General features: G+C 71.9%; 22 protein-coding genes, 1 tRNA gene and 1 riboswitch. Of the genes, 13 read left to right on the top strand and 10 right to left on the bottom strand.

Translation table 11 applies throughout. The annotated features are described in order from the left end of the window. The 3 genes from ACUP6Y_RS12005 to ACUP6Y_RS11995 form a co-directional block, all read right to left on the bottom strand. The gene (locus ACUP6Y_RS12005; protein ID WP_462550935.1) at positions 1-1,323 is read right to left on the bottom strand and encodes an HNH endonuclease signature motif containing protein; all 1,323 of its coding nucleotides are present in this window, start codon (positions 1,321-1,323) and stop codon (positions 1-3) included. Between the two features lie 74 nt (positions 1,324-1,397). Next, the gene (locus tag ACUP6Y_RS12000; RefSeq protein WP_462550934.1) at positions 1,398-1,991 is read right to left on the bottom strand and encodes a LysR family transcriptional regulator substrate-binding protein; all 594 of its coding nucleotides are present in this window, start codon (positions 1,989-1,991) and stop codon (positions 1,398-1,400) included. Positions 1,992-2,017: 26 nt separating this feature from the next. Further along, on the bottom strand, positions 2,018-2,299 hold the full coding sequence (locus tag ACUP6Y_RS11995; protein WP_462550933.1) for a Fe-S cluster assembly protein HesB: 282 nt from the start codon (positions 2,297-2,299) through the stop codon (positions 2,018-2,020). Positions 2,300-2,502: 203 nt separating this feature from the next. Between ACUP6Y_RS11995 and ACUP6Y_RS11990 the strand changes: the two genes are divergently transcribed. The 3 genes from ACUP6Y_RS11990 (at position 2,503) to ACUP6Y_RS11980 (ending at position 3,685) form a co-directional block, all read left to right on the top strand. Then, positions 2,503-2,591 (top strand) — tRNA-Leu (locus ACUP6Y_RS11990). Between the two features lie 138 nt (positions 2,592-2,729). Then, on the top strand, positions 2,730-3,107 hold the full coding sequence (locus ACUP6Y_RS11985) for a TA system antitoxin ParD family protein (protein WP_462550932.1): 378 nt from the start codon (positions 2,730-2,732) through the stop codon (positions 3,105-3,107). A gap of 5 nt (positions 3,108-3,112) precedes the next feature. Further along, on the top strand, positions 3,113-3,685 hold the full coding sequence (locus ACUP6Y_RS11980; RefSeq protein WP_462550931.1) for a zeta toxin family protein: 573 nt from the start codon (positions 3,113-3,115) through the stop codon (positions 3,683-3,685). Positions 3,686-3,688: 3 nt separating this feature from the next. On the opposite strand, the gene ACUP6Y_RS11975 is transcribed toward ACUP6Y_RS11980, so the two are convergent. Further along, entirely contained in the window at positions 3,689-4,645 is a 957-nt protein-coding gene (locus ACUP6Y_RS11975) for an AraC family transcriptional regulator (RefSeq protein ID WP_462550930.1), read from the bottom strand. Between the two features lie 69 nt (positions 4,646-4,714). On the opposite strand from ACUP6Y_RS11975, the gene ACUP6Y_RS11970 reads away from it, so the two are divergent. Both ACUP6Y_RS11970 and ACUP6Y_RS11965 read left to right on the top strand, forming a co-directional pair. After that, positions 4,715-6,169 (top strand): flavin-containing monooxygenase, encoded by a 1,455-nt coding sequence (locus ACUP6Y_RS11970; protein WP_462550929.1) that lies wholly within the window; start codon positions 4,715-4,717, stop codon positions 6,167-6,169. Next, complete coding sequence (locus ACUP6Y_RS11965; protein WP_462550928.1) at positions 6,166-7,848, top strand: GMC oxidoreductase; 1,683 nt, start codon at positions 6,166-6,168, stop codon at positions 7,846-7,848. The genes ACUP6Y_RS11970 and ACUP6Y_RS11965 overlap by 4 nt, the downstream gene beginning before the upstream one ends. Positions 7,849-7,872: 24 nt before the next feature. On the opposite strand, the gene ACUP6Y_RS11960 is transcribed toward ACUP6Y_RS11965, so the two are convergent. Next, positions 7,873-8,496 carry a hypothetical protein gene (locus ACUP6Y_RS11960; RefSeq protein ID WP_462550927.1) on the bottom strand — a complete coding sequence of 208 codons (624 nt, stop codon included), beginning with the start codon at positions 8,494-8,496 and terminating at the stop codon, positions 7,873-7,875. A 40-nt stretch (positions 8,497-8,536) separates the two neighbouring features. On the opposite strand from ACUP6Y_RS11960, the gene ACUP6Y_RS11955 reads away from it, so the two are divergent. Then, entirely contained in the window at positions 8,537-9,895 is a 1,359-nt protein-coding gene (locus tag ACUP6Y_RS11955) for a M20/M25/M40 family metallo-hydrolase (RefSeq protein ID WP_462550926.1), read from the top strand. 68 nt (positions 9,896-9,963) lie between these two features. Here ACUP6Y_RS11955 and ACUP6Y_RS11950 read toward each other — a convergent pair whose 3' ends face one another. After that, positions 9,964-10,197 (bottom strand): DUF5703 family protein, encoded by a 234-nt coding sequence (locus ACUP6Y_RS11950; protein WP_462550925.1) that lies wholly within the window; start codon positions 10,195-10,197, stop codon positions 9,964-9,966. Then, positions 10,194-11,147 (bottom strand): aldo/keto reductase, encoded by a 954-nt coding sequence (locus ACUP6Y_RS11945; RefSeq protein ID WP_462550924.1) that lies wholly within the window; start codon positions 11,145-11,147, stop codon positions 10,194-10,196. The genes ACUP6Y_RS11950 and ACUP6Y_RS11945 overlap by 4 nt, the downstream gene beginning before the upstream one ends. Before the next feature lie 87 nt (positions 11,148-11,234). Between ACUP6Y_RS11945 and ACUP6Y_RS11940 the strand changes: the two genes are divergently transcribed. After that, positions 11,235-12,077 carry an undecaprenyl-diphosphate phosphatase gene (locus tag ACUP6Y_RS11940; RefSeq protein WP_462550923.1) on the top strand — a complete coding sequence of 281 codons (843 nt, stop codon included), beginning with the start codon at positions 11,235-11,237 and terminating at the stop codon, positions 12,075-12,077. Here the strand turns inward: ACUP6Y_RS11940 and corA are convergent. Then, on the bottom strand, positions 12,074-13,054 hold the full coding sequence (gene corA, locus ACUP6Y_RS11935) for a magnesium/cobalt transporter CorA (protein ID WP_462550922.1): 981 nt from the start codon (positions 13,052-13,054) through the stop codon (positions 12,074-12,076). The two genes, ACUP6Y_RS11940 and corA, sit on opposite strands and share 4 nt — an antisense overlap. A 29-nt stretch (positions 13,055-13,083) precedes the next feature. Between corA and ACUP6Y_RS11930 the strand changes: the two genes are divergently transcribed. Genes ACUP6Y_RS11930 through mshC form a run of 4 tightly spaced genes read left to right on the top strand, consistent with a single transcriptional unit; the run spans position 13,084 to position 16,383 of the window. Continuing rightward, positions 13,084-13,812 (top strand): MSMEG_4193 family putative phosphomutase, encoded by a 729-nt coding sequence (locus tag ACUP6Y_RS11930; RefSeq protein WP_462550921.1) that lies wholly within the window; start codon positions 13,084-13,086, stop codon positions 13,810-13,812. A 9-nt stretch (positions 13,813-13,821) separates the two neighbouring features. Then, a complete protein-coding gene (locus ACUP6Y_RS11925) occupies positions 13,822-14,388 on the top strand; it encodes a DUF3090 domain-containing protein (protein WP_462550920.1) in 567 nt (188 codons plus the stop codon). Next, positions 14,385-15,125 carry an SCO1664 family protein gene (locus tag ACUP6Y_RS11920; protein ID WP_462550918.1) on the top strand — a complete coding sequence of 247 codons (741 nt, stop codon included), beginning with the start codon at positions 14,385-14,387 and terminating at the stop codon, positions 15,123-15,125. The genes ACUP6Y_RS11925 and ACUP6Y_RS11920 overlap by 4 nt, the downstream gene beginning before the upstream one ends. 22 nt (positions 15,126-15,147) lie before the next feature. Then, complete coding sequence (gene mshC, locus ACUP6Y_RS11915) at positions 15,148-16,383, top strand: cysteine--1-D-myo-inosityl 2-amino-2-deoxy-alpha-D-glucopyranoside ligase (RefSeq protein ID WP_462550917.1); 1,236 nt, start codon at positions 15,148-15,150, stop codon at positions 16,381-16,383. A 127-nt stretch (positions 16,384-16,510) separates the two neighbouring features. On the opposite strand, the gene ACUP6Y_RS11910 is transcribed toward mshC, so the two are convergent. Continuing rightward, positions 16,511-17,356, bottom strand: coding sequence for a PAC2 family protein (locus ACUP6Y_RS11910; protein ID WP_462550916.1), 846 nt, complete (start codon positions 17,354-17,356; stop codon positions 16,511-16,513). 42 nt (positions 17,357-17,398) lie between these two features. Next, a riboswitch (S-adenosyl-L-homocysteine riboswitch) is annotated at positions 17,399-17,482 on the top strand. Positions 17,483-17,499: 17 nt separating this feature from the next. On the opposite strand from ACUP6Y_RS11910, the gene metH reads away from it, so the two are divergent. Both metH and ACUP6Y_RS11900 read left to right on the top strand, forming a co-directional pair. Continuing rightward, positions 17,500-21,264, top strand: a complete 3,765-nt coding sequence (gene metH, locus ACUP6Y_RS11905; protein WP_462550915.1) for a methionine synthase — start codon at positions 17,500-17,502, stop codon at positions 21,262-21,264. Positions 21,265-21,327: 63 nt separating this feature from the next. Continuing rightward, positions 21,328-21,975, top strand: a complete 648-nt coding sequence (locus ACUP6Y_RS11900; RefSeq protein ID WP_462550914.1) for an HAD family hydrolase — start codon at positions 21,328-21,330, stop codon at positions 21,973-21,975. Here ACUP6Y_RS11900 and ACUP6Y_RS11895 read toward each other — a convergent pair. Next, a complete protein-coding gene (locus tag ACUP6Y_RS11895; RefSeq protein WP_462550913.1) occupies positions 21,944-22,843 on the bottom strand; it encodes a RecB family exonuclease in 900 nt (299 codons plus the stop codon). The genes ACUP6Y_RS11900 and ACUP6Y_RS11895 overlap by 32 nt on opposite strands. Positions 22,844-22,879 lie beyond the last annotated feature (36 nt).

Below are 22,879 nucleotides of genomic sequence, written 5' to 3'. Positions count from 1 at the left end.
TCAGGCGGCGTGGTTGAGCAGCAGCTCCGTGACCATGATGTCGGCACGCGTCAGCTCCTCACCGGCCGGTGGGGTGGTGACGCGTCTCGTGCCGGTCGGGTCGACCAGGTAGTGGGCCCCGTAGGGATCGCGCCAGATCACGATCCCGGGGAAGGGATGTCGCACCTGCCAGCCCGCATGGGTCTTGATCCGGTGATGGGTCCGGGTCAACGGCCCCAGGTTGCCGAGGCCGGTGGGCCCGCCCTCGCTGTGGGGCACGGCGTGGTCCAGGTCCATCCGACGACTCGTGTTCGCCGCGAACGGGAACACGTCCGCGGGATGGATCAGATGCACCGCCTCACGCAGCCGGGCCGGGATCTCGTAGGCATCGACCGGCGCCATCCCCGCCAGGTCCAGCACCGGCGTGACCTGCACCCGCGCGGCCGTGCCGGCCAGCATCTCCATCACCCGACCGACCGTGAGCGGGCCGTGGCCCTCCATCCGCACGATCGGTGAATCGGCGTACAGGTGCAGATAGACCTTCGCCCGGACCTTGACCGGCCCGGCAGCGACATCGATCCCGTCGAGATCGTGATGAGCGGCCGGGTTCAGCAACACGACGGCCGCCGCGACCCGGCGGTCGTTCACGCTTGCGTCGGGCAACTGGCTCTTCAACCCCTCGGCGACCGCCGACACGGCGGCATCGATCCCCGCGATGGTCACCGCGTCCGCCCTGATCGTGAAGGTCGCCATCCCGTGTCTGTTGACCCGCGACATTCGCGCGCACCGCTCCTTGGCCGCGGCCTCCTCCCGAGCCCGGGCCAGCTCGGGAGCGGCGACGGCGACCTTGCCCTCGACCAGTGCCTCGAACCGTGACCACGCCAACCGGCCATCCGCGGTCTCGACGACCTCCGCATCCACCCAGCCGGCCTCCTCGACCGACAGCTCACGCGTCGCGGCGGCCACCCACCGGGCATGAGAGACCCGCACGGTGCCGGCCCGCAGCCCCGCCCACAGCCTCGGGAGGCGCATATGAAGGTCGACCGCGTCCGCGATCAACCGCCGCGCACCATAGGGACTGGTCTGGATCCGCGCACCGAACGCCGCTGCCGCATGCTCGGTGACCAACGGAGTCCCGGCGCCACCCAGACGCCGGGCACGTTGTCGGCCACGCCGATCGCCCGGCGCCAGCCGGTCAGGATGATGGAGCACCGCCCACTGATAGGCCGCCACCACCACCTGCCGCTCGGCCTCCAGGCGAGCAGCATGAGCAGCCTCGACGAAGCCGAGAACCCCCTCCGCCGGCAGACCCGTCAGGTCCGCCATCGCCCGATCAATGACCATGCCGACATCAGATCAAGAGGGTCCGACACAAAGGGGACGCGCTGTCCACAACACCGCGATGGAGCTGAGCAGGCTCAGCGACTGCTGCCGGCCCGTCGGCCGCGTACGACGCCGACGAAGTCCTGGTGGACCGGGCTGTCGGCGGACCGCAGCCAGACGAGGGCGACCGTGGTCGGGGCGAGGTCGACCGGGCGCTGCACGACGTCCTTGCGGTGGTGCAGCCGCGCGACGGACATCGGGACGATGACGATCCCGGTGCCCGAGGCCACGACCTCGATCGCGTCCTTGACGCTCATCTCGGGGAAGGGCAGCTGAGCCACGGAGGGCGTCCAGCCCGACGGGTGCGGCAGCACGAGCTGCTCCTCGGCCAGCTCGGTCAGCGGGATCGGCGTCTCCGGGTCGGCGGCCGCCACGAAGTGCTCGCGGCCGGCGACGACGACCGGCAGCTCGTCGTACAGGCGCACGCAGTGCAGGGGTGCCGGCGACTCGAGGTCGACCGGCAGCCGCACCAGTGCCAGGTCGGCGGCGCCGTCGTCGAGAACCGTGCGCTGCCGGTCCTCCTCGACGGGGAGGAGGTGGAGCCGGGTGCGCGGGTTGCGCTCCCGCCAGACCCGCGCCCACTTGTCGGGGGTCACTCCGGGAGCGAAGGCGATGCGCAGGTCCTGCATGGCCCCACGATCCCAGAGCGACCCCGTCAGTCGTGCATCTGGGCCAGCAGCCCGAACTGCAACGTGCCGGCCTCGTCGATGCCGGCGTCGAGCACCATCGCGTCGAGCTGGGTGGCGGAGCCCGGGTCGAGGTAGACGGTGGCGCCGCCCTGCTCGACGACCTGGTCGCCGGGTTCGGCCTGCTCGGCCGCGGACACGGCGAAGCCGGCCTCGGCCTGGGTGATGCGCAGTCCCGCGGAGTCGGGGACATCGGGGGCGTCGGTCATCTGCTTGACGATCGTGCAGGCATTCTCGGTGAGGGTGAGCATGGCTTGCCTTCTCGGTTCGAGGTCAGAGACCTTTCCCACCGTGGCATCTCCCGGGACCTGGTTCAAGGGCGCCCGGCGTGTCGGTGCCACGCGCACCGCGCCAACCGCCGCACAGCTCCTTGCAGATGTCGCACGCGCCTGCTCGGAATCGGGGTGGCGATTCCGCGTCTGCGGCCAGGCTTTGCTACGGTTTCACCGCACTCGTCCGGGTGGCGGAATTGGCAGACGCGCTAGCTTGAGGTGCTAGTGCCCGTATTAGGGCGTGGGGGTTCAAGTCCCCCCTCGGACACCACCAAGGCCCCGGGTCTCTGCAGGTCAGAGACGCGGGGCCTTTGTCGTCCGGCCCGCCGGCTCGGCAGTAGCCCGGCTCGGCAGTAGCCCGGCTCGGCAGTAGCCCGGCTCGGCAGTAGCAGAGTGCTACAGTGGACGCATGGCGACGATGCCGACCCGGATCGACGGCGACCTGTTCGCCGCGGCAAAGGCGAAGGGTGCGCTCAACTCCCGCTCGGCAGCCCAGCAGATCGACTACTGGGCGCGCATCGGCCGCGAGTTCGAGGACGCTCCCGGCGTGAGCCAGCGCGACATCGAGCTGGTCCTCGCCGGCAAGGGGTCCTATGACGGGCTCAACGACCGCGAGCAGGCCATCGTCCGCGTCGAGTGGGACGACCGCATCGCCGACGGCATCGCCAACCTCGTGATCGACGAGCAGTTCGCGGCTCCGGACGGGAGCTGGGTGGTCGCAGACGAGCACGGCGAGACCTTCGTCGAGGCCGCTGACGGCGCCCGCACGCCGGTCGCGAAGAAATAGAGGGCGTGAGCGCCCCGGTTCTGCACGTCCTCGCCGGCCCCAACGGTGCAGGCAAGTCCACGCTCGCCACCTCCGTCCTCTGCCCGACGACCGGTCTGCCGTTCGTCAACGCGGACGTCCTCGCCGCGGAGCGGTGGCCCGAGGCTCAGCTGGAGCATGCCTACGAGGCGTCCCGGGTGGCTGCCGAGCAGCGCGATTGGCTCATGGCATCTCGACGGTCCTTCATCACCGAGACCGTCTTCAGCCATCTCTCGAAGGTCGATCTCGTGGCCCGTGCGGTCGGCGTCGGCTACCGAGTGAACCTGCACGTGATCATGGTGCCGCTGGGGACCAGCATCGCCCGTGTCGGTCATCGGGTGCGCAAGGGCGGCCACGACGTGCCCGAGCAGAAGATCCGCGAGCGGTACGAGCGACTCTGGGATCTCGTCGCTGCTGCCCGTGACATCACCGATCGGGCGGCGTTCTACGACAACACCGACCGCCTGACCCCTTTCCGCGTCGTGGCGAGGTATCAGCGTGGCCTCGTCGTCGGCGAGACGTCGTGGCCGACCTGGACGCCGAAGGCTCTCCTCGGCTGAGCACTAGCCTCGCCCGCGCGGGGTGCGCCCGGTCCAGCGGCGGTACGCCACGACCAGGCTGGACGCCTCGGCGTAGCCCAGTCGCAGGGCGACGTCGTCGAGCAGCAGCCCCTCGGCCAGCAGGTCCTCGGCGGCGGTCGAGCGGACGTCGTCCAGCACGCTGCGGTACGACGCGCCGGCCTCGGCGAGGCGGCGGCGCAGCGAGCGCTCGCTGAGCCCGAGCGCCGCGGCGACCTCGGCCATGGGCGCGCCCGACTCGAGGTGCTGGGCGACCAGGACACGGACCTGGCCGGTGAAGGCGTCCCGGCCGCGGCGCGGTGAGACGAGGTCGCGACACAGGGCCTCGGCGAGCGCGCAGGCGTGGGTGTTGGCCTGGGGGAGCGGGTGGTCGAGCCAGCGGGTGGCGAAGCGCAGGGTGCTTCCGGACGGGTCCCAGACGGCGTCGAGGCCCGGCACGTCACCGCAGATCTCGCGGAGCACCGTCCAGATCGCGGTGAGATCCCGCTCGACCAGGAAGCGTCGTACGTCGTCGGGGACGCCGCGGTCGTCGGCCCGCACGACCACCTGATCGTCCTCGACCCTGGCCGACGGGATGGTGAAGGTGAAGCTGAGGTCGAGGAAGCGCAGCGCCAGGTTCGCGGCCTCGCCGAGGGTGGGGCTGCTGAGCAGGGCGAAGCCGAGGGGGCCGAAGGTCGAGGCGTGGTACGCCGCACCCACCCGCGCGCCGGTGACGCCGGGGGCGGCGGCGAGCAGGTTGCGGACGACGCGGAGCTCCTGCTCCGCGGTCACCTCGCGCTGGGGGTCGGCGACGTCGCGTGCGCCGAGTCCGCTGCCACGCAGCAGCACGGAGGCGGGCACGCCGGCGTCCGCGCCCACCGCGACCAGCAGCGCCGTCCCGGCGACATGACGCGGGAACTGCCAGTCGCGGGCGGCGGCGGGTTCGAAGGGCGCGGAGATCATGGCCGGAATTATGGATCGGCTGGCCGGAGGTCGCTGGCACCGACCCGCCGGGGTCCCTAGCGTGCCGTCATGGACACCTCCGTGATCGTCGTCGGCGCCGGCTTCGGCGGCCTGGCCGCCGCCCACCACCTGCGCGCGGCGGGCGTGGCCGACATCACGGTGCTGGAGCGGGCCGCCGAGGTCGGCGGGGTGTGGCGGGACAACAGCTACCCGGGCGCGGCCTGCGACGTACCGTCGGTGCTCTACTCGTGGTCCTTCGCCCCCAAGCACGACTGGTCGCACCGCTACGCCCGCCAGCCCGAGATCCTCGACTACATCCGCGACCACGCCGCTCGCAGCGGCCTGCGCGACCTGGTGCGCACCAGCGCCGAGGTGCGCGGCGCGACCTGGGACGACGGCCGCGAGCAGTGGACGGTCCGGCTCGCCGGCGGCGAGGAGCTGCGCGCCGACGTCCTCGTCTCCGCGGTCGGCCAGCTGTCCCGTCCGGTGCTCCCGGCCCTGCCCGGCCTCGACAACTTCCCGGGCTCCGTCTGCCACACCGCCACCTGGGACCACGACGTCGACCTGACCGGCAAGCGGGTCGCCATCGTCGGCACCGGCGCCAGCGCGGTCCAGCTGGTGCCGGCGATCGTGGACCGGGTGGCCCGGCTCACGGTGTTCCAACGCTCGGCGCCGTACGTCGTCCCGAAGCCCGACGGCGCCTACTCCGTCCGCCAGCGGCGCCGGTTCGGCCGCCACCCGCGCCTGCACCACCTCACCCGGGAGGGCGTCTTCCGCCTGACCGAGCAGCTGAACCGGACCCTCGACTCCGACGGCCGCCTCGCCGACGTGCTGCACCGGGCCTGGCAGCTGCACCTGCGCCGCCAGGTCCCCGATCCCGGGCTCCGAGCCCGGCTGGTGCCTGACTACCCGCTGGGCTGCAAGCGGCTGCTGTTCTCCAACGACTGGTACCCGGCACTCACCCGCCCCCACGTCGACGTCGTGACCGACCGGATCGAGGCCGTCGAGACCGGCGGCATCCGGACGGCCGACGGGGTGCTGCACGAGGCCGAAGCGATCGTCTTCGGCACCGGCTTCGCGGCCACCGACTTCCTGGCGCCGATGGAGATCCGCGGCCGCGACGGCCGGCTGCTCGCCGACGCGTGGCAAGACGGCGCCCGCGCCCACCTGGGGATCACGGTCCCCGAGTTCCCCAACCTGTTCGTCCTCTACGGTCCCAACACCAATCTCGGCGGCAGCTCGATCATCGCGATGCTCGAGGCGCAGGCCGGGTACGTCGCCCGGGCGGTCGCCGAGGTCGGGCAGCGCGGCCCGGTCGAGGTGCGCGCGGACCGGGCCGCGGCGTACGACGCCGAGATGCAGCGCCGGCTGGGGCAGAGCGTGTGGAGCTCGTGCCACAGCTGGTACCGCGACCCGAGCGGGCGGATCACGACCAACTGGCCCGGCACCGTGCGCGAATACCAGCGGCGCACGGCTCAGGTCGACGCGGCTGACTTCCGGGTCGCCGAGGGAGCGCTGCGATGACCCACTACGACGTCCTGGTGGTCGGCTCCGGCTTCGGGGGGAGCGTCACGGCGCTGCGGCTGGCCGAGAAGGGCTACCGGGTCGGCGTGCTCGAGGCCGGCCGCCGCTTCGGCGACGACGAGCTGCCGACCACGTCGTGGAAGGTGCGCGACTACGTCTTCAACCCGGCGCTCGGCTGCTACGGCCTGCTCCGGATGACCCTGCTCAAGGACGTCCTGGTGCTCACCGGCGCGGGCGTCGGGGGTGGCTCGCTCGTCTACGCCAACACGCTCTACGAGCCGCCCCGGGCGTTCTTCGACGACCCGCACTGGGCGGGGATCACCGACTGGGCCGACGAGCTGGCGCCCTACTACGACCAGGCGCGGCGGATGCTCGGCATGACGCCGTACCCGCGCCGCTCGCCGTCCGACCTGGTGATGAAGGCGGTGGCGAAGGACCTCGGTGTCGGCGACAGCTTCGGGCCGACGCCGGTGGGCGTGCTGTTCGGGGAGCGTCCGGGCGAGCGGGTCGCGGACCCGTTCTTCGGTGGCGCGGGCCCGGAGCGCACGACCTGTACCGACTGCGGTGCCTGCATGACCGGCTGCCGGGTCGGGGCCAAGAACACGACGGTCAAGAACTACCTCCATCTCGCCGAGGCGGCCGGCGCCGTCGTGCATCCGATGACGACGGTCACCGACGTGCGGCCCCGCCCCGGAGGTGGGTACGACGTCACGACCCGCCGCACCGACGGCAAGCTCCGCCGCGGCCGGCGGGCCTTCACCGCCGACCAGGTGGTGTTCGCCGCGGCGTCGCTCGGCACCCAGCGGCTGCTCCACCGGCTTCGCGACCACGGCAGCCTGCCCGCCGTCTCGCCGCGCCTCGGCGAGCTGACCCGCACCAACTCCGAGGCGATCCTCGGGGTCCGGGCCCGCGGCGACGAGGTCGACTACTCCCGCGGCGTGGCGATCACCTCCTCGCTGCACGTCGACGAGCACACGCACGTCGAGCCGGTCCGCTATGGGCGCGGCAGCAACCTGCTCGGCCTGCTGATGGCCACCCTGACCGACGTGCCCGCCGACGGCCGCAACCGGGCGCTCGCTGGGCTGCGGGAGATGTGGCGCCGGCGCCGCGACCTGCCCCGCCTGCACGACCCGCGCGGCTGGTCCGAGCAGACCATCGTGCTGCTCGTCATGCAGAGCCTCGACAACTCGCTGACGACGTACCTGCGCCGTCGGCCGTGGGGTCGCACCCTCACCACCAGGCAGGGGACCGGGGCGACCAACCCGGTCTGGATCCCGCAGGGCCACGCGGTCGCGCGCAAGGTCGCCGAGGAGGTCGACGGCATCCCCGGCGGCACCTGGGCCGACCTGGTCAACGTCCCCGCGACCGGCCACCTGATCGGCGGCTGCCCGATCGGCGAGTCCGCGCGGAACGGCGTCGTCGACCCGTACCACCGTCTGCACGGGTACGACGGCCTCCACGTCATCGACGGCTCCACCGTCGCGGCCAACCTGGGGGTGAACCCGTCGCTGACCATCACCGCGATGGCGGAGCGGGCCGTGGCGCTGTGGCCCAACAAGGGCGAGGCGGACCCACGCCCGGCCCGGGGCGCGTCGTACCGGCGGGTCGAGCCGGTGGCGCCGGCCCGGCCCGCGGTGCCGGAGGGCGCGCCCGGGGCGTACCGGATCGCCCGCACCTGACGTCACCGACCGGCCGGCTGAGGGTCAGGACGGCGGCCGCTCCTCGACGACCGTCCCGTCCAGGGCGAAGTCGACGGACGCGCTCTGGTTGAACTCGTTGCTCGTCGAGGCCGTGATCCACTCGGGCGTCGGGTCCTCGGGATCCGGCTTCGAGATGTAGATCGAGCAGTCCTTCGGGTCCTCGATCAGCTTCTGCGCGTGGGGGCACAGGCCGTCCAGGATGGCGCTGTCGACGTCGGCGAGGTCGAAGGCCTCCTCGTGTCCCGTGCCCTTGGTGGACTCGCTGAGCTCGCCGTTCCAGTAGTAGCTGATCTCGCGCTCGTCCGACGTGTCGTCCAGCTTGTAGGGCACGTCCACCACGGCGTAGTCCGGATAGATGATGGCGTTGCGCACCAGCGACGAGCCCCGCTCCTCCTGCAGCGCCGCCACCAGCGCGTCGAAGCCCCTGTCGGTCTGCGGCTTGTCGGCGCCGTCGTCCCCGGCGGCGAGGACGAAGATCAGCGTCGTCACGGCGACGACCGCGACCACGCCGCCGACGATCAGCCGCACCGGGGGACCGCCGGTCCGCCGGATCGTGCGTTCCTCGAGGCTGCGGACCGGCTTCGGCTCCTTGGGGGTCCGGTACTGCTTCCATGTGCGGGGGGCCACGGCAGAACGCTAGCCGCCGAGGCCGTGCGACGATGGTCGCATGGCCGAATCGACGACTCCCACGCCGGCGCCCGACCACGACGTCGCGGCCGAGGTCGTCGAGCTGTGCCGCGACCTGATCCGGATCGACACGTCCAACTACGGCGGCGGGGAGTCGACCGGCGAGCGGAAGGCCGCCGAGCACGTCGCGACCCTGCTCGACGAGGTCGGGATCGCCGCCGAGGTGATCGAGACGAAGCCGGGCCGGGCGAACGTCGTGGCCCGCTGGGGCGGCTCCGCGACCTCGGCGACGGCCGAGCGGGGGGCGCTGCTGCTGCACGGCCACCTCGACGTCGTACCGGCGGCGGCGGAGGACTGGGCCGTCCACCCGTTCAGCGGGGAGGTGCGGGACTGCCCTCAAGGTGGGCTCAGCGTCTGGGGGCGCGGCGCGGTCGACATGAAGGACTTCGACGCGATGCTGCTCTCGGTGGTCCGGGCCCGCCAGCGCGCGGGGCGGGTGCCCGAGCGCGAGGTGGTGCTCTGCTTCACCGCCGACGAGGAGGCGGGTGGCCACGACGGGGCGCAGCTGCTGGTCGAGAACCACGCCGAGTGGTTCGAGGGCTGCACCGAGGCGGTCGGCGAGGTCGGCGGCTTCAGCACCACGGTGCGCGGTCGGCGGCTGTACCTGATCGAGGCCGCCGAGAAGGGCATGGCCTGGATGCGGTTGAGCGCCCGCGGTCGCGCGGGCCACGGCTCGATGCTGAACGACGACAACGCGGTCACCCGGCTGGCCGCGGCGGTGGCCCGGATCGGCGCCCACGACTGGCCGGTCCGGCTCACGCCGACCATGCGCACCCTGCTCGCCACCGTCGGCGAGCTCGCCGGCGTCGAGGCCACGCCGGAGAACGCGCCCGCGTTGGTCGAGGAGTTCGGCGGCGCGGCCCGGATGCTCGGCGCCGTGCTGCGCAACTCGACGAACCCGACCATGCTCGAGGCCGGCTACAAGGTCAACGTGATCCCCACCGACGCCACCGCCCACGTCGACGGGCGGTTCCTGCCGGGCTTCGAGGACGAGTTCTTCGCGACCCTGGCCGAGCTGACCGGCGAGGGGGTCGACGTCGACTTCGTGTCGCGCCAGGCGCCCTGGGAGACGCCGTACGACGGCGCGCTGGTCGACGCGATGACCCGCAGCCTGCTGGCGGAGGACCCCGAGGCGCTGGTCGCGCCGTACCTGATGAGCGGCGGCACCGACGCCAAGCACTTCACCAAGCTCGGGATGCGCTCGTTCGGGTTCGCGCCGCTGCGCCTGCCCGGGGAGCTCGACTTCACCGCGCTCTTCCACGGCGTGGACGAGCGGGTCCCCGTCGACGCGCTGGAGTTCGGGGCGCGCGTCCTGGACCGGTTCCTCGACCAGGCCTGAACCCTCGGCTCGCCCGGCGCGTGGCGGGCTGCTGCGGCAGATCCGCCGACCCGGGGGGGAATCGGGGATCAGGCCGTGCGGACGGCCCGGATGATCTTGCGCCGCAGCACCACGCGGCGCCGCCCGTCCGGGCCGATCTGCACCCGGTCGAGCTCCCAGCCGCCGTGCTCGGCGCGCTCGACGAGCAGCTTGGCGACCATGTTGCGCGAGAACTCGCGGTCGAAGGTGACCCGGTCGAACTCCCACTCGACGCCGCGGCCCAGGCCGCGCATCACGCCGGGACGGAGCAGGGAGACGGTCATGCGGCACCTCCGGAGACGTCGTCGAGGGCGGCCCGGATCTCGGGAGGCAGCACCTTCGCCTCCGAGCCGAGCGCGCCCCCGAGCTGGGCGGCGGTCCGGGCGCCGACGACCGGCGCGGTGACGCCGGGGGAGTCGCGCACCCAGACCAGGGCGACCTCGAGCGGGGTCCAGCCGAGGCCGTCGGCCGCGCGGGCGACCGCCTCGACGATGCCGCGGCTGTGCTCGTCGAGATAGGCGTCGACGAAGCCCGCGAACACGGGTGAGGCCGCCCGGGAGTCCGACGGCGTGCCGGTGCGGTACTTGCCGGTCAGCACCCCCCGACCCAGCGGCGACCACGGGAACAGGCCCAGGCCCAGCGCCTCGACCGCCGGCAGCACCTCCCGCTCGACGCGGCGGTTGACCAGGGAGTACTCCATCTGGGTCGACGTGATCCGGGCCCGTCCGGCGACAGCCTCCTGCAGAGTGGCCGCGCGGGCGGTCTGCCAGCCGGTGAAGTTGGAGATGCCGACGTACGTCGCCCGGCCGCTGCTCACCGCGAGGTCGAGCGCCCCCAGCGTCTCCTCGAGCGGGACGTCGTCGCTCCAGATGTGGACCTGCCACAGGTCGACGTGATCAGTGCCGAGCCGCTTCAGCGAGCTGTCGAGCCCGCGCAGCATCGCGCCGCGGGAGGTGTCGGTGAGCCGCTCGCTGCCGCGCCGCCAGATGCCGGCCTTGGTCGCCAGCACCACCTCCTCACGCCGGACGACGTCGCCCAGCAGGGACCCGAGAAGAGCCTCGGAGCGGCCGTCGGTGTAGCCCGCGGCGGTGTCGACCGTCGTACCGCCGGCCTCGACGAACGCGGCCAGCTGGTCGCGCGCCTCGTGCTCGTCGGTGTCCTTGCCCCAGGTCATCGTGCCGAGGGCGAGGCGCGAGACCCGGAGGCCGCTGGCGCCGACGTACCGCTGCTGCATGGGGCACAAGGTATCCGCCCGGCCGAGCGGGACGCGCCGGGCACGCCGATGACGGTCGTGACCGGGCAGTCCCTAGGATGGCGCGTCGTGGCGGACTACCTGCAGGCAGTGTTCCTCGGCGTGCTCCAGGGACTCACCGAGTTCCTCCCGATCTCCAGCAGCGCACACCTGCGGATCTTCCCCGACCTGTTCGGCTGGGGCGACCCCGGCGCGGCGTTCACCGCGGTCATCCAGATCGGCACCGAGCTGGCCGTGCTGGTGTTCTTCCGCAAGGACATCTGGCGCATCGCCCGCGCCTGGGTGCTGTCGCTGTTCAAGCCGGAGTACCGCGGCGCCCTCGACGCCCGGATGGGCTGGTACATCATCGTCGGCTCACTGCCGATCGTGATCCTCGGCGTGCTGCTCAAGGACGTCATCGAGCGCGACTTCCGCAACCTGTGGATCATCGGCTGCACCCTGATCGTGCTCGGCCTGGTCCTCGGCCTCGCCGACCGGATCGGACGCAACGAGAAGGCGATCAAGCAGATGCGCCTGCGCGACGCCGCGCTGATGGGCGGTGCCCAGGCGCTCGCGCTCGTGCCCGGTGTCTCCCGCTCCGGCGCGACCCTGTCGATGGGGCGGTTCCTGGGCTACGAGCGGGAGGCGGCCACCCGGTTCGCCTTCCTCCTGGCCATCCCGGCCGTCGTCGGCGCGGGGGTGTTCGAGCTGAAGGAGATCGGCGATGTCGGGGTCGCGCACGCCGGGGAGGCCGACTACGGGTGGGGGCCCACCGCCGTGGCCACGGTCGTGTCCTTCGTGGTCGGGTACGCCGCCATCGCGTGGCTGCTGAGGTGGGTCACCACGAAGTCCTACACGCCGTTCGTCGTCTACCGGGTGATGCTCGGCGCGGCCGTGCTGGTCCTGCTCGGCACCGGGGTGCTGCACAGCTAGAACCACCCGGACTTCTTGAAGAAGATCCACAGTCCCGCCATCGTCGAGGCCATCAGCAGCAGGGCGAACGGGTAGCCGAAGGTCCAGTCCAGCTCCGGCATGTGCGTGAAGTTCATGCCGTAGACCCCGGCGATCAGCGTCGGTACGACGACCAGCGCGGCGCCCGCGGAGATCTTGCGCATGTCGTCGTTCTGCTGCATGGCGATGCGGGACACGTGCGCGTCGAACGCCGACGACAGCAGCGAGTCGAGGGTGTCGATCTCCTCGGCGGCCTGGGCGAGGTGGTCGCTGACGTCGCGGAAGAAGGGCGCCGCCTCGGCCTCGACGAGGTCGACGGTGCCGGTGGCGAAGCGCCGCATCGGCTCGCGCAGGGGGAGCACCGCGCGGCGTACCTCGGACAGCTCGCGCTTGAGGATGTAGATCCGGTCGCCGTCCTGGGTGCGCCGGTCGGAGAAGACGGAGGCCTCGACCTCGTCGACGTCGACCTGCAGCTCGGCGACGACCGCGGTGTATCCGTCGACGACGGCATCGCACACGGCGTAGATCACCGCCGAGGGCCCGTGGTCGAGGACGGTCTGCTTGCGCTCGAGATCGTGGCGGGCGTCGCTGAGCGCCGAGCCGCGACCGTGGCGGACGGTGATCACGAAGTCGGCGCCGATGAAGACGTTGATCTCGCCGGTCTCCACGGCGTCGTCCTCATCGACGTACCAGAGCGTCTTGAGGACGAGGAAGAGGTTGTTCTCGTACCGGTCGAGCTTCGGTCGCTGGTGCGCGACGACCGCGTCCTCGACGGCGAGCGGATGGAGGTCGAAAGCCTTCGCGATCTCGCCGAGCTCGATGTGGCTGGGCTCGTAGAGCCCGACCCAGACGAAGTCGTGCTCGGCGCTGGCGGCGGCCCGCAGGGCGGCATAGTCGTGGAGGTGGCAGTCCACCGGGAGGCGGACGCCTTGGCGGTAGACGGCGCTGTCGACGATCACGCACCAACGCTATGGCTAGGCTCCCCGCCATGGCCACCTTGCTGCTCGTCCGCCACGGCCGGACCACCGCGAACGCCTCGGGCGTCCTCGCCGGCCGTACGCCGGGCGTCCGGCTCGACGACCTCGGCGCCCAGCAGGCGGCCCGCGCGGGCGCCCGGATCGGCACGGTCCCGGTCGCTGCCCTGGTCACCAGCCCGCAGGAGCGGTGCCGGCAGACCGCCCGGGCGATCGCGACCGCCCAGCGCGACCGCGGCCACGCCGTGACGAAGGCGGTGACCGAGAAGGCGCTCGCCGAGTGCGACTACGGCGAGTGGCAGGGCCGGCCGATCAAGGAGCTGCTGCGCGAGCCGCTGTGGCAGACCGTGCAGCGCCAGCCCTCGGCGGTCGTGTTCCCCGGCGGCGAGTCGATGGTCACGATGCAGCACCGCGCGGTGGCCGCCGTACGACGCCTCGACGCGGCCGTCGTCCGCGAGCACGGGGCCGACGCGGTGTGGGTGGCGGTCAGCCACGGCGACATCATCAAGGCGGTGCTCGCCGACGCGCTCGGCATGCACCTCGACCTGTTCCAGCGGATCAACGTCGACCCGGCCTCGGTGTCCGTGATCCGGTACGCGCCCGATCGGCCGTACGTGCTCGCCAGCAACACCCACGACGGCGACCTGTCCTGGCTCGCGCCGAAGCCGGGGCGCAAGCGGCGCTCCCGCGCTCAGGGTGCGGTCGTCGGTGGCGGCGCGGGCCCGGACGCGGCTGACCACTAGGCTCGGAGCATGCCGATCGTCCACGGATTCGACCCGCCCGAGCGCTTCGTCGCCGGCACCGTCGGCGAGCCCGGCAGCCGCACCTTCTTCCTGCAGGCGCGCGCCGGCGGCCGGCTGGTGTCGGTGGCCCTGGAGAAGCAGCAGGTGATCGCGCTCGCGGAGCGGATCGACGAGCTGCTCGACGAGGTGATCGCCGACGGGCGGGCCCAGGGCGTCGTACCCGCGATGGCGCCGTTCGGGCTCGCCGACGACCAGCCCCTGGAGCTGCCGATCGAGGAGGAGTTCCGCGCCGGCACCATGACCCTGTCCTGGGACCCCGACGACGAGCGGGTGGTGGTCGAGGTGTTCCCCGTGGGCGAGGAGCCGGTGGAGCTCACCGACGGCGAGGACCCCGCCGAGCTGCTGCTGGTGCGGCTGGAGCCCGGCCAGGCCCGGGCGTTCGTCCGCCGCGCCGAGAACGTCGTCGGCGCCGGCCGCCCGACCTGCCCGTTCTGTGGCCAGCCGATCGACCCCGAGGGTCACCTGTGCGTGCGCGCCAACGGCTTCAAGCGGCGCGAGCCCACCACCGAGCAGTGAGCCTGGAGATCCGCGGCCGGATCATGCCGGCCTCGAATGCGACCTTCCTGGCTGAGCTCGACGGGCGCGAGGTCGTCTACAAGCCGGTCGCGGGGGAGCGGCCGCTGTGGGACTTCCCCGACGGGACGCTGGCCGACCGCGAGATCGCGGCGTACGCCGTCTCCGCGGCCACCGGCTGGGACCTGGTCCCGCGCACCTGGTGGGGCGAGGGCCCGCACGGTCCCGGCATGCTCCAGGAGTGGCAGGAGGTCGACCCCGACGACGACGCGGTCACCCTGGTCCGCTCCGGCGACGTGCCGGAGGGCTGGCTGGAGGTCGTGGAGGGGCTCGACGAGCGCGACCACCCGGTCACCCTCGTCCACGAGGACTCACCGGCCCTGCGCCGCCTCGCCGTCTACGACGTCCTGGTCAACAACGCCGACCGCAAGGGCGGCCACGTCCTCGCCATGCCCGGCGGCCACCGGTACGGCGTCGACCACGGCGTCGCCTTCCACCACGAGCCCAAGCTGCGCACCGTTCTGTGGGGCTGGGCCGGACGGCCGCTGAGCACCGAGGAGGTCGAGGTGGTCACCGTCGTGCTCGGCGCGGTCCGGGGGGAGCTGGGCGAGCGGCTGACGACGCATCTCGCCGAGCACGAGATCCGGGCGCTGGAGCGTCGTACCGAACGACTGCTGGCAGCCGGCGTCCTTCCCGGCCCCTCGGGGAGCTGGCCGGCGATCCCGTGGCCGCCGTTCTAGAGCCAACCCCTAACATCAAGGCATGCGCGCATGGAACGCACCGGGCCTCCCGGTGCTCCCGGTCACCGGACCCCAGGTCGTCCTCCACGACACCGCCACCGGCGGGAAGGTCGAGAGCCGTCCCGACGGCACCGCGCGTCTCTACGTCTGCGGCATCACGCCGTACGACGCCACGCACATCGGCCACGCCAACACCTATGTCGCCTTCGACCTGCTCAACCGGGCCTGGCGCACGGCCGGTCACGACGTCCGCTACGTCCAGAACGTCACCGACGTCGACGACCCGCTGCTCGAGCGGGCCGACAAGGTCGGGGTCGACTGGGTCGAGCTGGCCGAGCGCGAGACCGAGCTGTTCCGCAAGGACATGGAGGCGCTGCGCGTCCTCCCGCCGGCGGAGTACGTCGGCGCGGTCGAGTCGATCCCGCTGGTGATCGAGCTGATCGAGCGGCTCGAGGCCGCCGGCTCGGTCTACCGGGTCGAGCAGGACCTCTACTTCTCCGTCGCCGCGGACCCCGCCTTCGGCGAGGAGTCGAACTACGACCGCGAGACCATGCTCCGGTTCTTCGCCGAGCGCGGCGGCGACCCGGATCGCGACGGCAAGAAGGACCCGCTGGACTGCGTCGTGTGGCGCGGCGAGCGCGAGGGGGAGCCCTCGTGGGAGAGCCCGTTCGGCCGCGGCCGGCCCGGCTGGCACGTCGAGTGCGCGGCGATCGCGCTGCAGCACCTCGGCGGCGCCTTCGAGGTGCAGGCCGGCGGCAGCGACCTGGTCTTCCCGCACCACGAGATGTGCGCGGGCCACGTCCAGGTCGTGACCGGCGAGCCGTTCGCGAAGGTCTACAGCCACGCCGGGATGGTCGCCTACGACGGCGCGAAGATGTCCAAGTCGCTCGGCAACCTGGTCTTCGTCTCCGCGCTTCGCAACAGCGACATCGACCCGATGGCGATCCGGCTCGCACTGCTGCGCCACCACTACCGCACCGACTGGGAGTGGACCGATGCCCACCTGTGGCAGGCCGTGGACGACATCGCCGCCTGGCGCCGCGCCCTCGCCCTCGGCGCGGGTGCGCCCGCCGCGCCGGTCGTCGAGGAGATCCTGGCAGCGCTGGCCGACGACCTGGACGCGCCCCGCGCGAGCGCCGCGGTCGATGCCTGGGTGGCCGCCACGCTCGGCACCGACGGTCTCGCCGACACCAGCGACGCCGAGGCGGCGGTGGCGCTGCTTCCGGTGCTCGACGCCGCGCTCGGGCTGGCGCTCTAGCGGACTGGCGCTCTAGCGGACTGGCGGCAGGTTTCTCAAGGGATGCATAGATACCGACACTTCCCCGTTCAAATTCGAACGGGGAAGTGCAGTTTCGTCTGCATCCCTTGAGAAACCGACACCCCGGCTACCTCTCCTCGCCCCGCCGCTTGAGATACCTCTCGAACTCCCGGGCGATCGCCTCACCCGACGCCTCCGGCAGGTCGGCGGTGTCGCGCGACTCCTCCAGCGACCGGACGTAGTCGGCGATGTCCTCGTCCTCCTCGGCCAGCTCGTCGACGCCCCGTTCCCAGGCCCGGGCCTCGTCGGGCAGGTCGCCGAGGGGCATGGGGATCTCGAGCAGGTCCTCGAGCCGGGTGAGCAGGGCCAAGGTGGCCTTGGGGCAGGGCGGCTGGGCGACGTAGTGGGGGACCGCGGCCCAGTACGACACCGCCGGGATGTCGACCCGGGCGCACGCGTCCTGCAGCACGCCGACGATCCCGGTCGGTCCCTCGTACGTCGACTGCTCCAGCACCAGCCGGTCCATCAGGTCCGCCTCGGTGGTGGAGCCGGAGACGGGGATCGGGCGGGTGTGGGGGCTGTCGGAGAGCAGCGCCCCCAGGGTCACGAACAGCTCCCCGCCGAGATCGTCGATGGTGGCGAGGATCTCCGCGGTGAACTGTCGCCAGCGCATGTTCGGCTCGATCCCGCGGACCAGGATCACGTCGCGGTCCAGGCCGGGGGGAGAGGCGACGGCGACGTGGGTGCTGGGCCAGGTCAGCTTGCGGAAGCCGTTCTCGTCGATGCCGACGGTGGGACGGTTGACCTGGAAGTCGTAGTAGTCGTCGGGGTCGATCGCGGCCACGACCCGCGCGTCCCAGGCCCTCATCAGGTGGTCCACCACGGCGGTCGCCGACTCCGCGGCGTCGTTCCATCCCTCGAAGGCCGCGAGCACCACGGGCCGGACCAGCTCGGGGACCGTCTCGATCTCCATCACTGCACCAGCCTAGTCACGAGAACACGGGTAGCATCGGCACCAGCCGAGAGGCGTTGCAACGGACGGGCCACCGAGTGCTCCGTCCGCCACGCTCGGCCGAGACACCAAGGGCGCCTTCCACACTCTGGAAGGATGGGTTCATGGCTCAGTACCAGCCGCACGACGCGGCGTGGCAGCCCGACGCGACCGACGAGCTCACGGCGCTGCTCGCGGAGCGCATCGTCATTCTCGACGGCGCGATGGGCACCGCGATCCAGCGGGACCGGCCGGACGAGGCGGGCTACCGCGGGGAGCGGTTCGCCGGCTGGGAGTCCGACCTGATCGGCAACAACGACCTGCTCTCGATCACCCAGCCCGACATCATCGGCGGCATCCACCGCGAGTACCTCGAGGCCGGCGCCGACATCATCGAGACCAACACGTTCAGCTCCAACGCCATCGCGCTGGCCGACTACGGCATGGAGGAGCTCGCCTACGAGCTCAGTCTCGAGTCGGCGCGACTGGCCCGCGGCGTGGCCGACGAGGTCGCCGCGGAGACCGGCCGCAAGCGGTACGTCGCCGGTGCGATCGGCCCGACCACGCGCACCGCGTCCATCAGCCCCGACGTCAACGACCCGGGCGCCCGCAACGTCTCCTACGAGCAGCTCGCCGAGGCCTACCTGACCTGCGCGCGCGGACTGGTCGACGGCGGCGCCGACCTGCTGATGATCGAGACCATCTTCGACACTCTCAACGCCAAGGCGGCGATCTTCGCCGTCGAGACCCTCTTCGAGGAGACCGGCCGCCGCTGGCCGGTCATCGTCTCCGGGACGATCACCGACGCGTCCGGCCGCACGCTGTCCGGTCAGGTGACCGAGGCGTTCTGGGACTCGATCCGTCACGCCCGCCCGCTGGCGGTCGGCCTGAACTGCGCCCTCGGCGCCGCGGAGATGCGTCCGTACGTCGCCGAGCTCTCCCGGCTGGCCGACTCCTTCGTCTCGGTCTACCCGAACGCCGGCCTGCCCAACGCCTTCGGCGAGTACGACGAGGCACCGGCCGACACCGCCAAGGTGCTCGTCGAGTTCGCCGACGCGGGCTTCCTCAACATCGTCGGCGGCTGCTGCGGCACGACGCCGGACCACATCGCCGAGATCGCCCGGGTGATGGAGGGCCGTGCGGTCCGCCGCCCGGTGACCCACGAGCCCGCGATGCGCCTGTCCGGCCTGGAGCCGTTCACGATCACCGACGAGAGCCTGTTCGTGAACGTCGGCGAGCGCACCAACATCACCGGCTCGGCCCGGTTCCGCAACCTGATCAAGGACGGCGACTACGACACCGCCCTCTCGGTGGCCGCGCAGCAGGTCGAGGCCGGCGCCCAGGTCATCGACGTCAACATGGACGAGGGCATGATCGACGGCGTCGCCGCGATGGACCGCTTCGTCAAGCTGATCGCGAGCGAGCCCGACATCAGCCGGGTCCCGCTGATGATCGACTCCTCCAAGTGGGAGGTCATCGAGGCCGGCCTGCGCTGCGTCCAGGGCAAGCCCATCGTCAACTCGATCTCCATGAAGGAGGGCGAGGAGAAGTTCGTCGAGCAGGCCAACCTGTGCAAGAAGTACGGCGCGGCCGCGGTCGTGATGGCCTTCGACGAGGACGGCCAGGCCGACAACCTCGAGCGCCGCAAGGCGATCTGCGAGCGTGCCTACCGAGTGCTGGTGGACAAGGTCGGCTTCCCGGCCGAGGACATCATCTTCGACCCGAACGTGTTCGCGGTCGCGACCGGCATCGAGGAGCACGCCGGCTACGGCGTCGACTTCATCGAGGCGACCCGGTGGATCAAGCAGAACCTGCCCGGCGCCAAGGTCTCCGGCGGCATCTCGAACGTCTCGTTCAGCTTCCGCGGCAACAACGCGGTGCGCGAGGCGATCCACGCGGTGTTCTTGTTCCACGCCATCGAGGCGGGCCTCGACATGGGCATCGTCAACGCGGGCGCGCTGGTGCCGTACGACACGATCGACCCCGACCTGCGCGACGCGATCGAGGACGTCATCCTCAACCGCACCGACGACACGCTCGCGGCCACCGAGCGCCTGCTCGGGCTCGCCGAGGCGTACCGCGGCAGCGGCGAGAAGGTCGAGGCCGCCGAGGAGGAATGGCGCGCGCTGCCCGTGGGGGAGCGGATCACGCATGCGCTGGTGAAGGGCCTCGACGGCTTCGTCGAGGGCGACACCGAGGAGCTGCGGCAGGAGATCGCCGCCCGCGGCGGCCGCCCGATCGAGGTGATCGAGGGCCCGCTGATGGACGGCATGAACGTCGTCGGCGACCTGTTCGGCGCCGGCAAGATGTTCCTCCCGCAGGTCGTGAAGTCGGCCCGGGTGATGAAGAAGGCCGTCGCCTACCTGATCCCCTTCATCGAGGAGGAGAAGGCGGCCAACCCGGAGCTCGCCCAGGCCAAGGACACCAACGGCACGATCGTGCTCGCGACCGTCAAGGGCGACGTGCACGACATCGGCAAGAACATCGTCGGCGTGGTGCTGTCGTGCAACAACTACGAGGTCATCGACCTCGGCGTGATGGTGCCGGCCCAGAAGATCCTCGACACGGCCAAGGAGGTCGGGGCCGACATCATCGGCCTGTCCGGCCTGATCACCCCCAGCCTCGACGAGATGGTCGGCTTCGCGGCCGAGATGCAGCGCGTCGGACTCGAGATCCCGTTGCTCATCGGCGGTGCGACGACCTCGCGCGCCCACACGGCGGTGAAGATCGACCGGAAGTACGACGGTCCGGTCGTCTGGGTCAAGGACGCCTCCCGGTCGGTCCCGACCGCCGCCGCGCTGCTCGACGACCGGCAGCGCCCGGCGCTGCTGGAGGCCACGAAGGCCGACTACGACTCGCTGCGCGCCCGGCACTCCCAGAAGTCCGAGCGCCCCCAGCTGTCGTTCGCCGACGCCCAGGACAACAAGTCGCCGATCGACTGGGACGGCTACGCCCCGCCGCAGCCGCGCGCCCCCGGCGTCCACGTCCTCGCCGACTACGACCTCACCGAGCTGCGCGACTACATCGACTGGCAGCCGTTCTTCAACGCCTGGGAGATGAAGGGCAAGTTCCCCGACATCCTCAACAGCCCGACCCACGGCGAGACCGCCCGCAAGCTGTACGACGACGCGCAGGCCATGCTCGACAAGCTGGTCACGGAGAAGTGGCTGACGGCCAACGGGGTCTACGGCCTGTTCCCGGCCGCGAGCACGGGCGAGGACGTCGTCGTGTACGCCGACGAGTCGCGCGCCGCCGTACGCGCCACGCTGCACCAGCTGCGCCAGCAGGGCCAGCACCGCGCCGGCGTCCCGAACCGGTCGCTCGCCGACTACGTCGCCCCGATCGGGAGCGAGCTGTCCGGCGGCGGCGACTGGGTCGGCGCGTTCGCCGTCACGGCCGGCATCGGCACCACCGAGCGGATCATGGCGTTCAAGGAGGAGCTCGACGACTACTCCGCGATCCTGCTCGAGGCGCTGGCCGACCGCCTGGCCGAGGCGTTCGCCGAGCGACTGCACCAGCGGGTGCGTACCGAGTTCTGGGCGCACGTCCCGCAGGAGCAGCTGAGCAACGAGGACCTGATCGCCGAGAAGTACACCGGCATCCGGCCCGCCCCCGGCTACCCCGCCTGCCCGGACCACACCGAGAAGCGCACCATCTGGGAGCTGCTCGACGTCCACGCCAACACCGGCATCGAGCTCACCGAGTCGATGGCGATGTGGCCTGGCGCGTCGGTGTCCGGCATCTACTACAGCCACCCCGACGCGCAGTACTTCGTCGTCGGGCGGCTGGGCCGCGACCAGATCGCCGACTACGCCGAGCGCAAGGGCTGGACCGTGCAGGAGACCGAGCGGTGGCTCTCGCCGAACCTGGGGTACGACCCGGAGGACTGAGATCCCTCGGAGAGCGCCCGGATCCCGTCGCCGAGCCGACGCTCAATCTCCTAGGCTGGTGTCGTGAACCTGCCTGCTGCGGTCCTGTGGGACATGGACGGCACCCTCGTCGACACCGAGCCCTACTGGATGGCCACCGAGGAGGCCATCGCCGCCGAGCACGGCGGCACCTGGACCCACGAGGACGCGATGCGGCTCGTGGGCAACGAGCTGATGGCGTCGGGGGAGTACATCAAGGCCAAGCTCGGCCTGGCGCAGTCGGCCGGGGAGGTCGTCGAGATGCTGCTCGACGGCGTGGTCGCGCAGGTACGGCACGCCGTGCCGTGGTGCGCGGGCGCCCGGGAGCTGCTCCTCGCGCTGCACGAAGCCGGCGTGCCGTGTGCCCTGGTGACCATGTCCTACCAGCGGTTCGTCGCCCCGATCCTCGAGCACCTCCCGCCGGAGACCTTCCGCGTGATCGTCACCGGCGACATGGTCGACAACGGGAAGCCGCACCCCGAGGCCTACCTCACCGCGGCCGCCGCGCTCGGCGTCGACCCCGCCGACTGCGTCGCGATCGAGGACTCGCCGACCGGCGCCACCTCGGCCGCGGCCGCCGGATGCCAGGTGCTCGTGGTGCCCAACCACGTCCCCGTGCTGCCCGGTCCGGGGCGCGTCTTCCGCGAGACCCTCGAGGACGTCACTCCGGCGGAGCTGGGCTCGCTTCGCTGACCCGCGGCGGCGGGTACGGCGGCGGCGTGCCGCCGTACGCCGGGCAGATCGCCTGGTGGGCGCACCAGCGACAGCCGGCTCCCTTGCGGGCCTCGAACACCTTCTTCTCGGTCGCCGCGCTGATCGCGTCCCAGACGGCCAGCACCTTGCGCTCGGTGGCGAGGAGGTCCTGCTCGTCCGGCTCGTAGCGCAGCACCTCGCTGTTGCCGAGGTAGACCAGCTGGAGCATCTTCGGCACGACCCCGCGCATCCGCCAGAGCACCAGCGCGTAGAACTTGAGCTGGAACAGCGCCTTGCCCTCGAACATCTCGTTGGGCGAGGGGCCTGTCTTGTAGTCCACCACCCGGATGGAGCCGTCGGGCGCGACGTCGACCCGGTCGATGACCCCCCGTAGCAGGAGCTTGGCGTCGGTGAGCGTCTCGACGTACAGCTCCCGCTCGGCGGGCTCGAGGCGGGTGGGGTCCTCGAGGTCGAAGTACTTCGCGAGCGTGTCGTGACAGGAGGCGAGCCACTCCGTGATCTCCGGGCCGTCCTCGGGGAACATCGAGGTGACGGCGGGCTCGAGCTCCTGGAGCTCGGCCCAGGCGGGAGCGAGCATCCGGTCGGCCTGCTCGGGGGTGCGGTCGGGGGCGGGCAGGTCGTAGAGCTGCTCGAGGACCCGGTGGACGACGGTGCCGCGCACCGCGGCGGGCGAGGCGGGCTCGGGGAGCCGGTCGATGCTGCGGAAGCGGTAGAGCAGCGGGCAGTTGAGGAAGTCGCCGACCCGCGAGGGGGAGAGCGCGCCGAGCACCTCGACCCCGTCGACGCGGGTGCCGCCCCGCTCCGAGGGGTCGGCCGGCTCGATGCCGGGAGCTGCGGTGCTGGTCATGCGCTCGACACTAGGCCAGCCCTCCGACATCGCCAC

Source organism: Nocardioides sp. S5-5 (assembly GCF_054954065.1).
This window is presented reverse-complemented; position numbering and strand designations above follow the sequence as displayed.

Coding starts and splice junctions, on each gene's coding strand:
- ACUP6Y_RS12005 (WP_462550935.1), bottom strand. CDS start 1,323: ATGGTCATTGATCGGGCGATGGCGGACCTGACGGGTCTGCCGGCGGAG.
- ACUP6Y_RS12000 (WP_462550934.1), bottom strand. CDS start 1,991: ATGCAGGACCTGCGCATCGCCTTCGCTCCCGGAGTGACCCCCGACAAG.
- ACUP6Y_RS11995 (WP_462550933.1), bottom strand. CDS start 2,299: ATGCTCACCCTCACCGAGAATGCCTGCACGATCGTCAAGCAGATGACC.
- ACUP6Y_RS11985 (WP_462550932.1), top strand. CDS start 2,730: ATGGCGACGATGCCGACCCGGATCGACGGCGACCTGTTCGCCGCGGCA.
- ACUP6Y_RS11975 (WP_462550930.1), bottom strand. CDS start 4,645: ATGATCTCCGCGCCCTTCGAACCCGCCGCCGCCCGCGACTGGCAGTTC.
- ACUP6Y_RS11970 (WP_462550929.1), top strand. CDS start 4,715: ATGGACACCTCCGTGATCGTCGTCGGCGCCGGCTTCGGCGGCCTGGCC.
- ACUP6Y_RS11965 (WP_462550928.1), top strand. CDS start 6,166: ATGACCCACTACGACGTCCTGGTGGTCGGCTCCGGCTTCGGGGGGAGC.
- ACUP6Y_RS11955 (WP_462550926.1), top strand. CDS start 8,537: ATGGCCGAATCGACGACTCCCACGCCGGCGCCCGACCACGACGTCGCG.
- ACUP6Y_RS11950 (WP_462550925.1), bottom strand. CDS start 10,197: ATGACCGTCTCCCTGCTCCGTCCCGGCGTGATGCGCGGCCTGGGCCGC.
- ACUP6Y_RS11945 (WP_462550924.1), bottom strand. CDS start 11,147: ATGCAGCAGCGGTACGTCGGCGCCAGCGGCCTCCGGGTCTCGCGCCTC.
- ACUP6Y_RS11930 (WP_462550921.1), top strand. CDS start 13,084: ATGGCCACCTTGCTGCTCGTCCGCCACGGCCGGACCACCGCGAACGCC.
- ACUP6Y_RS11925 (WP_462550920.1), top strand. CDS start 13,822: ATGCCGATCGTCCACGGATTCGACCCGCCCGAGCGCTTCGTCGCCGGC.
- mshC (WP_462550917.1), top strand. CDS start 15,148: ATGCGCGCATGGAACGCACCGGGCCTCCCGGTGCTCCCGGTCACCGGA.
- ACUP6Y_RS11910 (WP_462550916.1), bottom strand. CDS start 17,356: ATGGAGATCGAGACGGTCCCCGAGCTGGTCCGGCCCGTGGTGCTCGCG.
- metH (WP_462550915.1), top strand. CDS start 17,500: ATGGCTCAGTACCAGCCGCACGACGCGGCGTGGCAGCCCGACGCGACC.
- ACUP6Y_RS11895 (WP_462550913.1), bottom strand. CDS start 22,843: ATGACCAGCACCGCAGCTCCCGGCATCGAGCCGGCCGACCCCTCGGAG.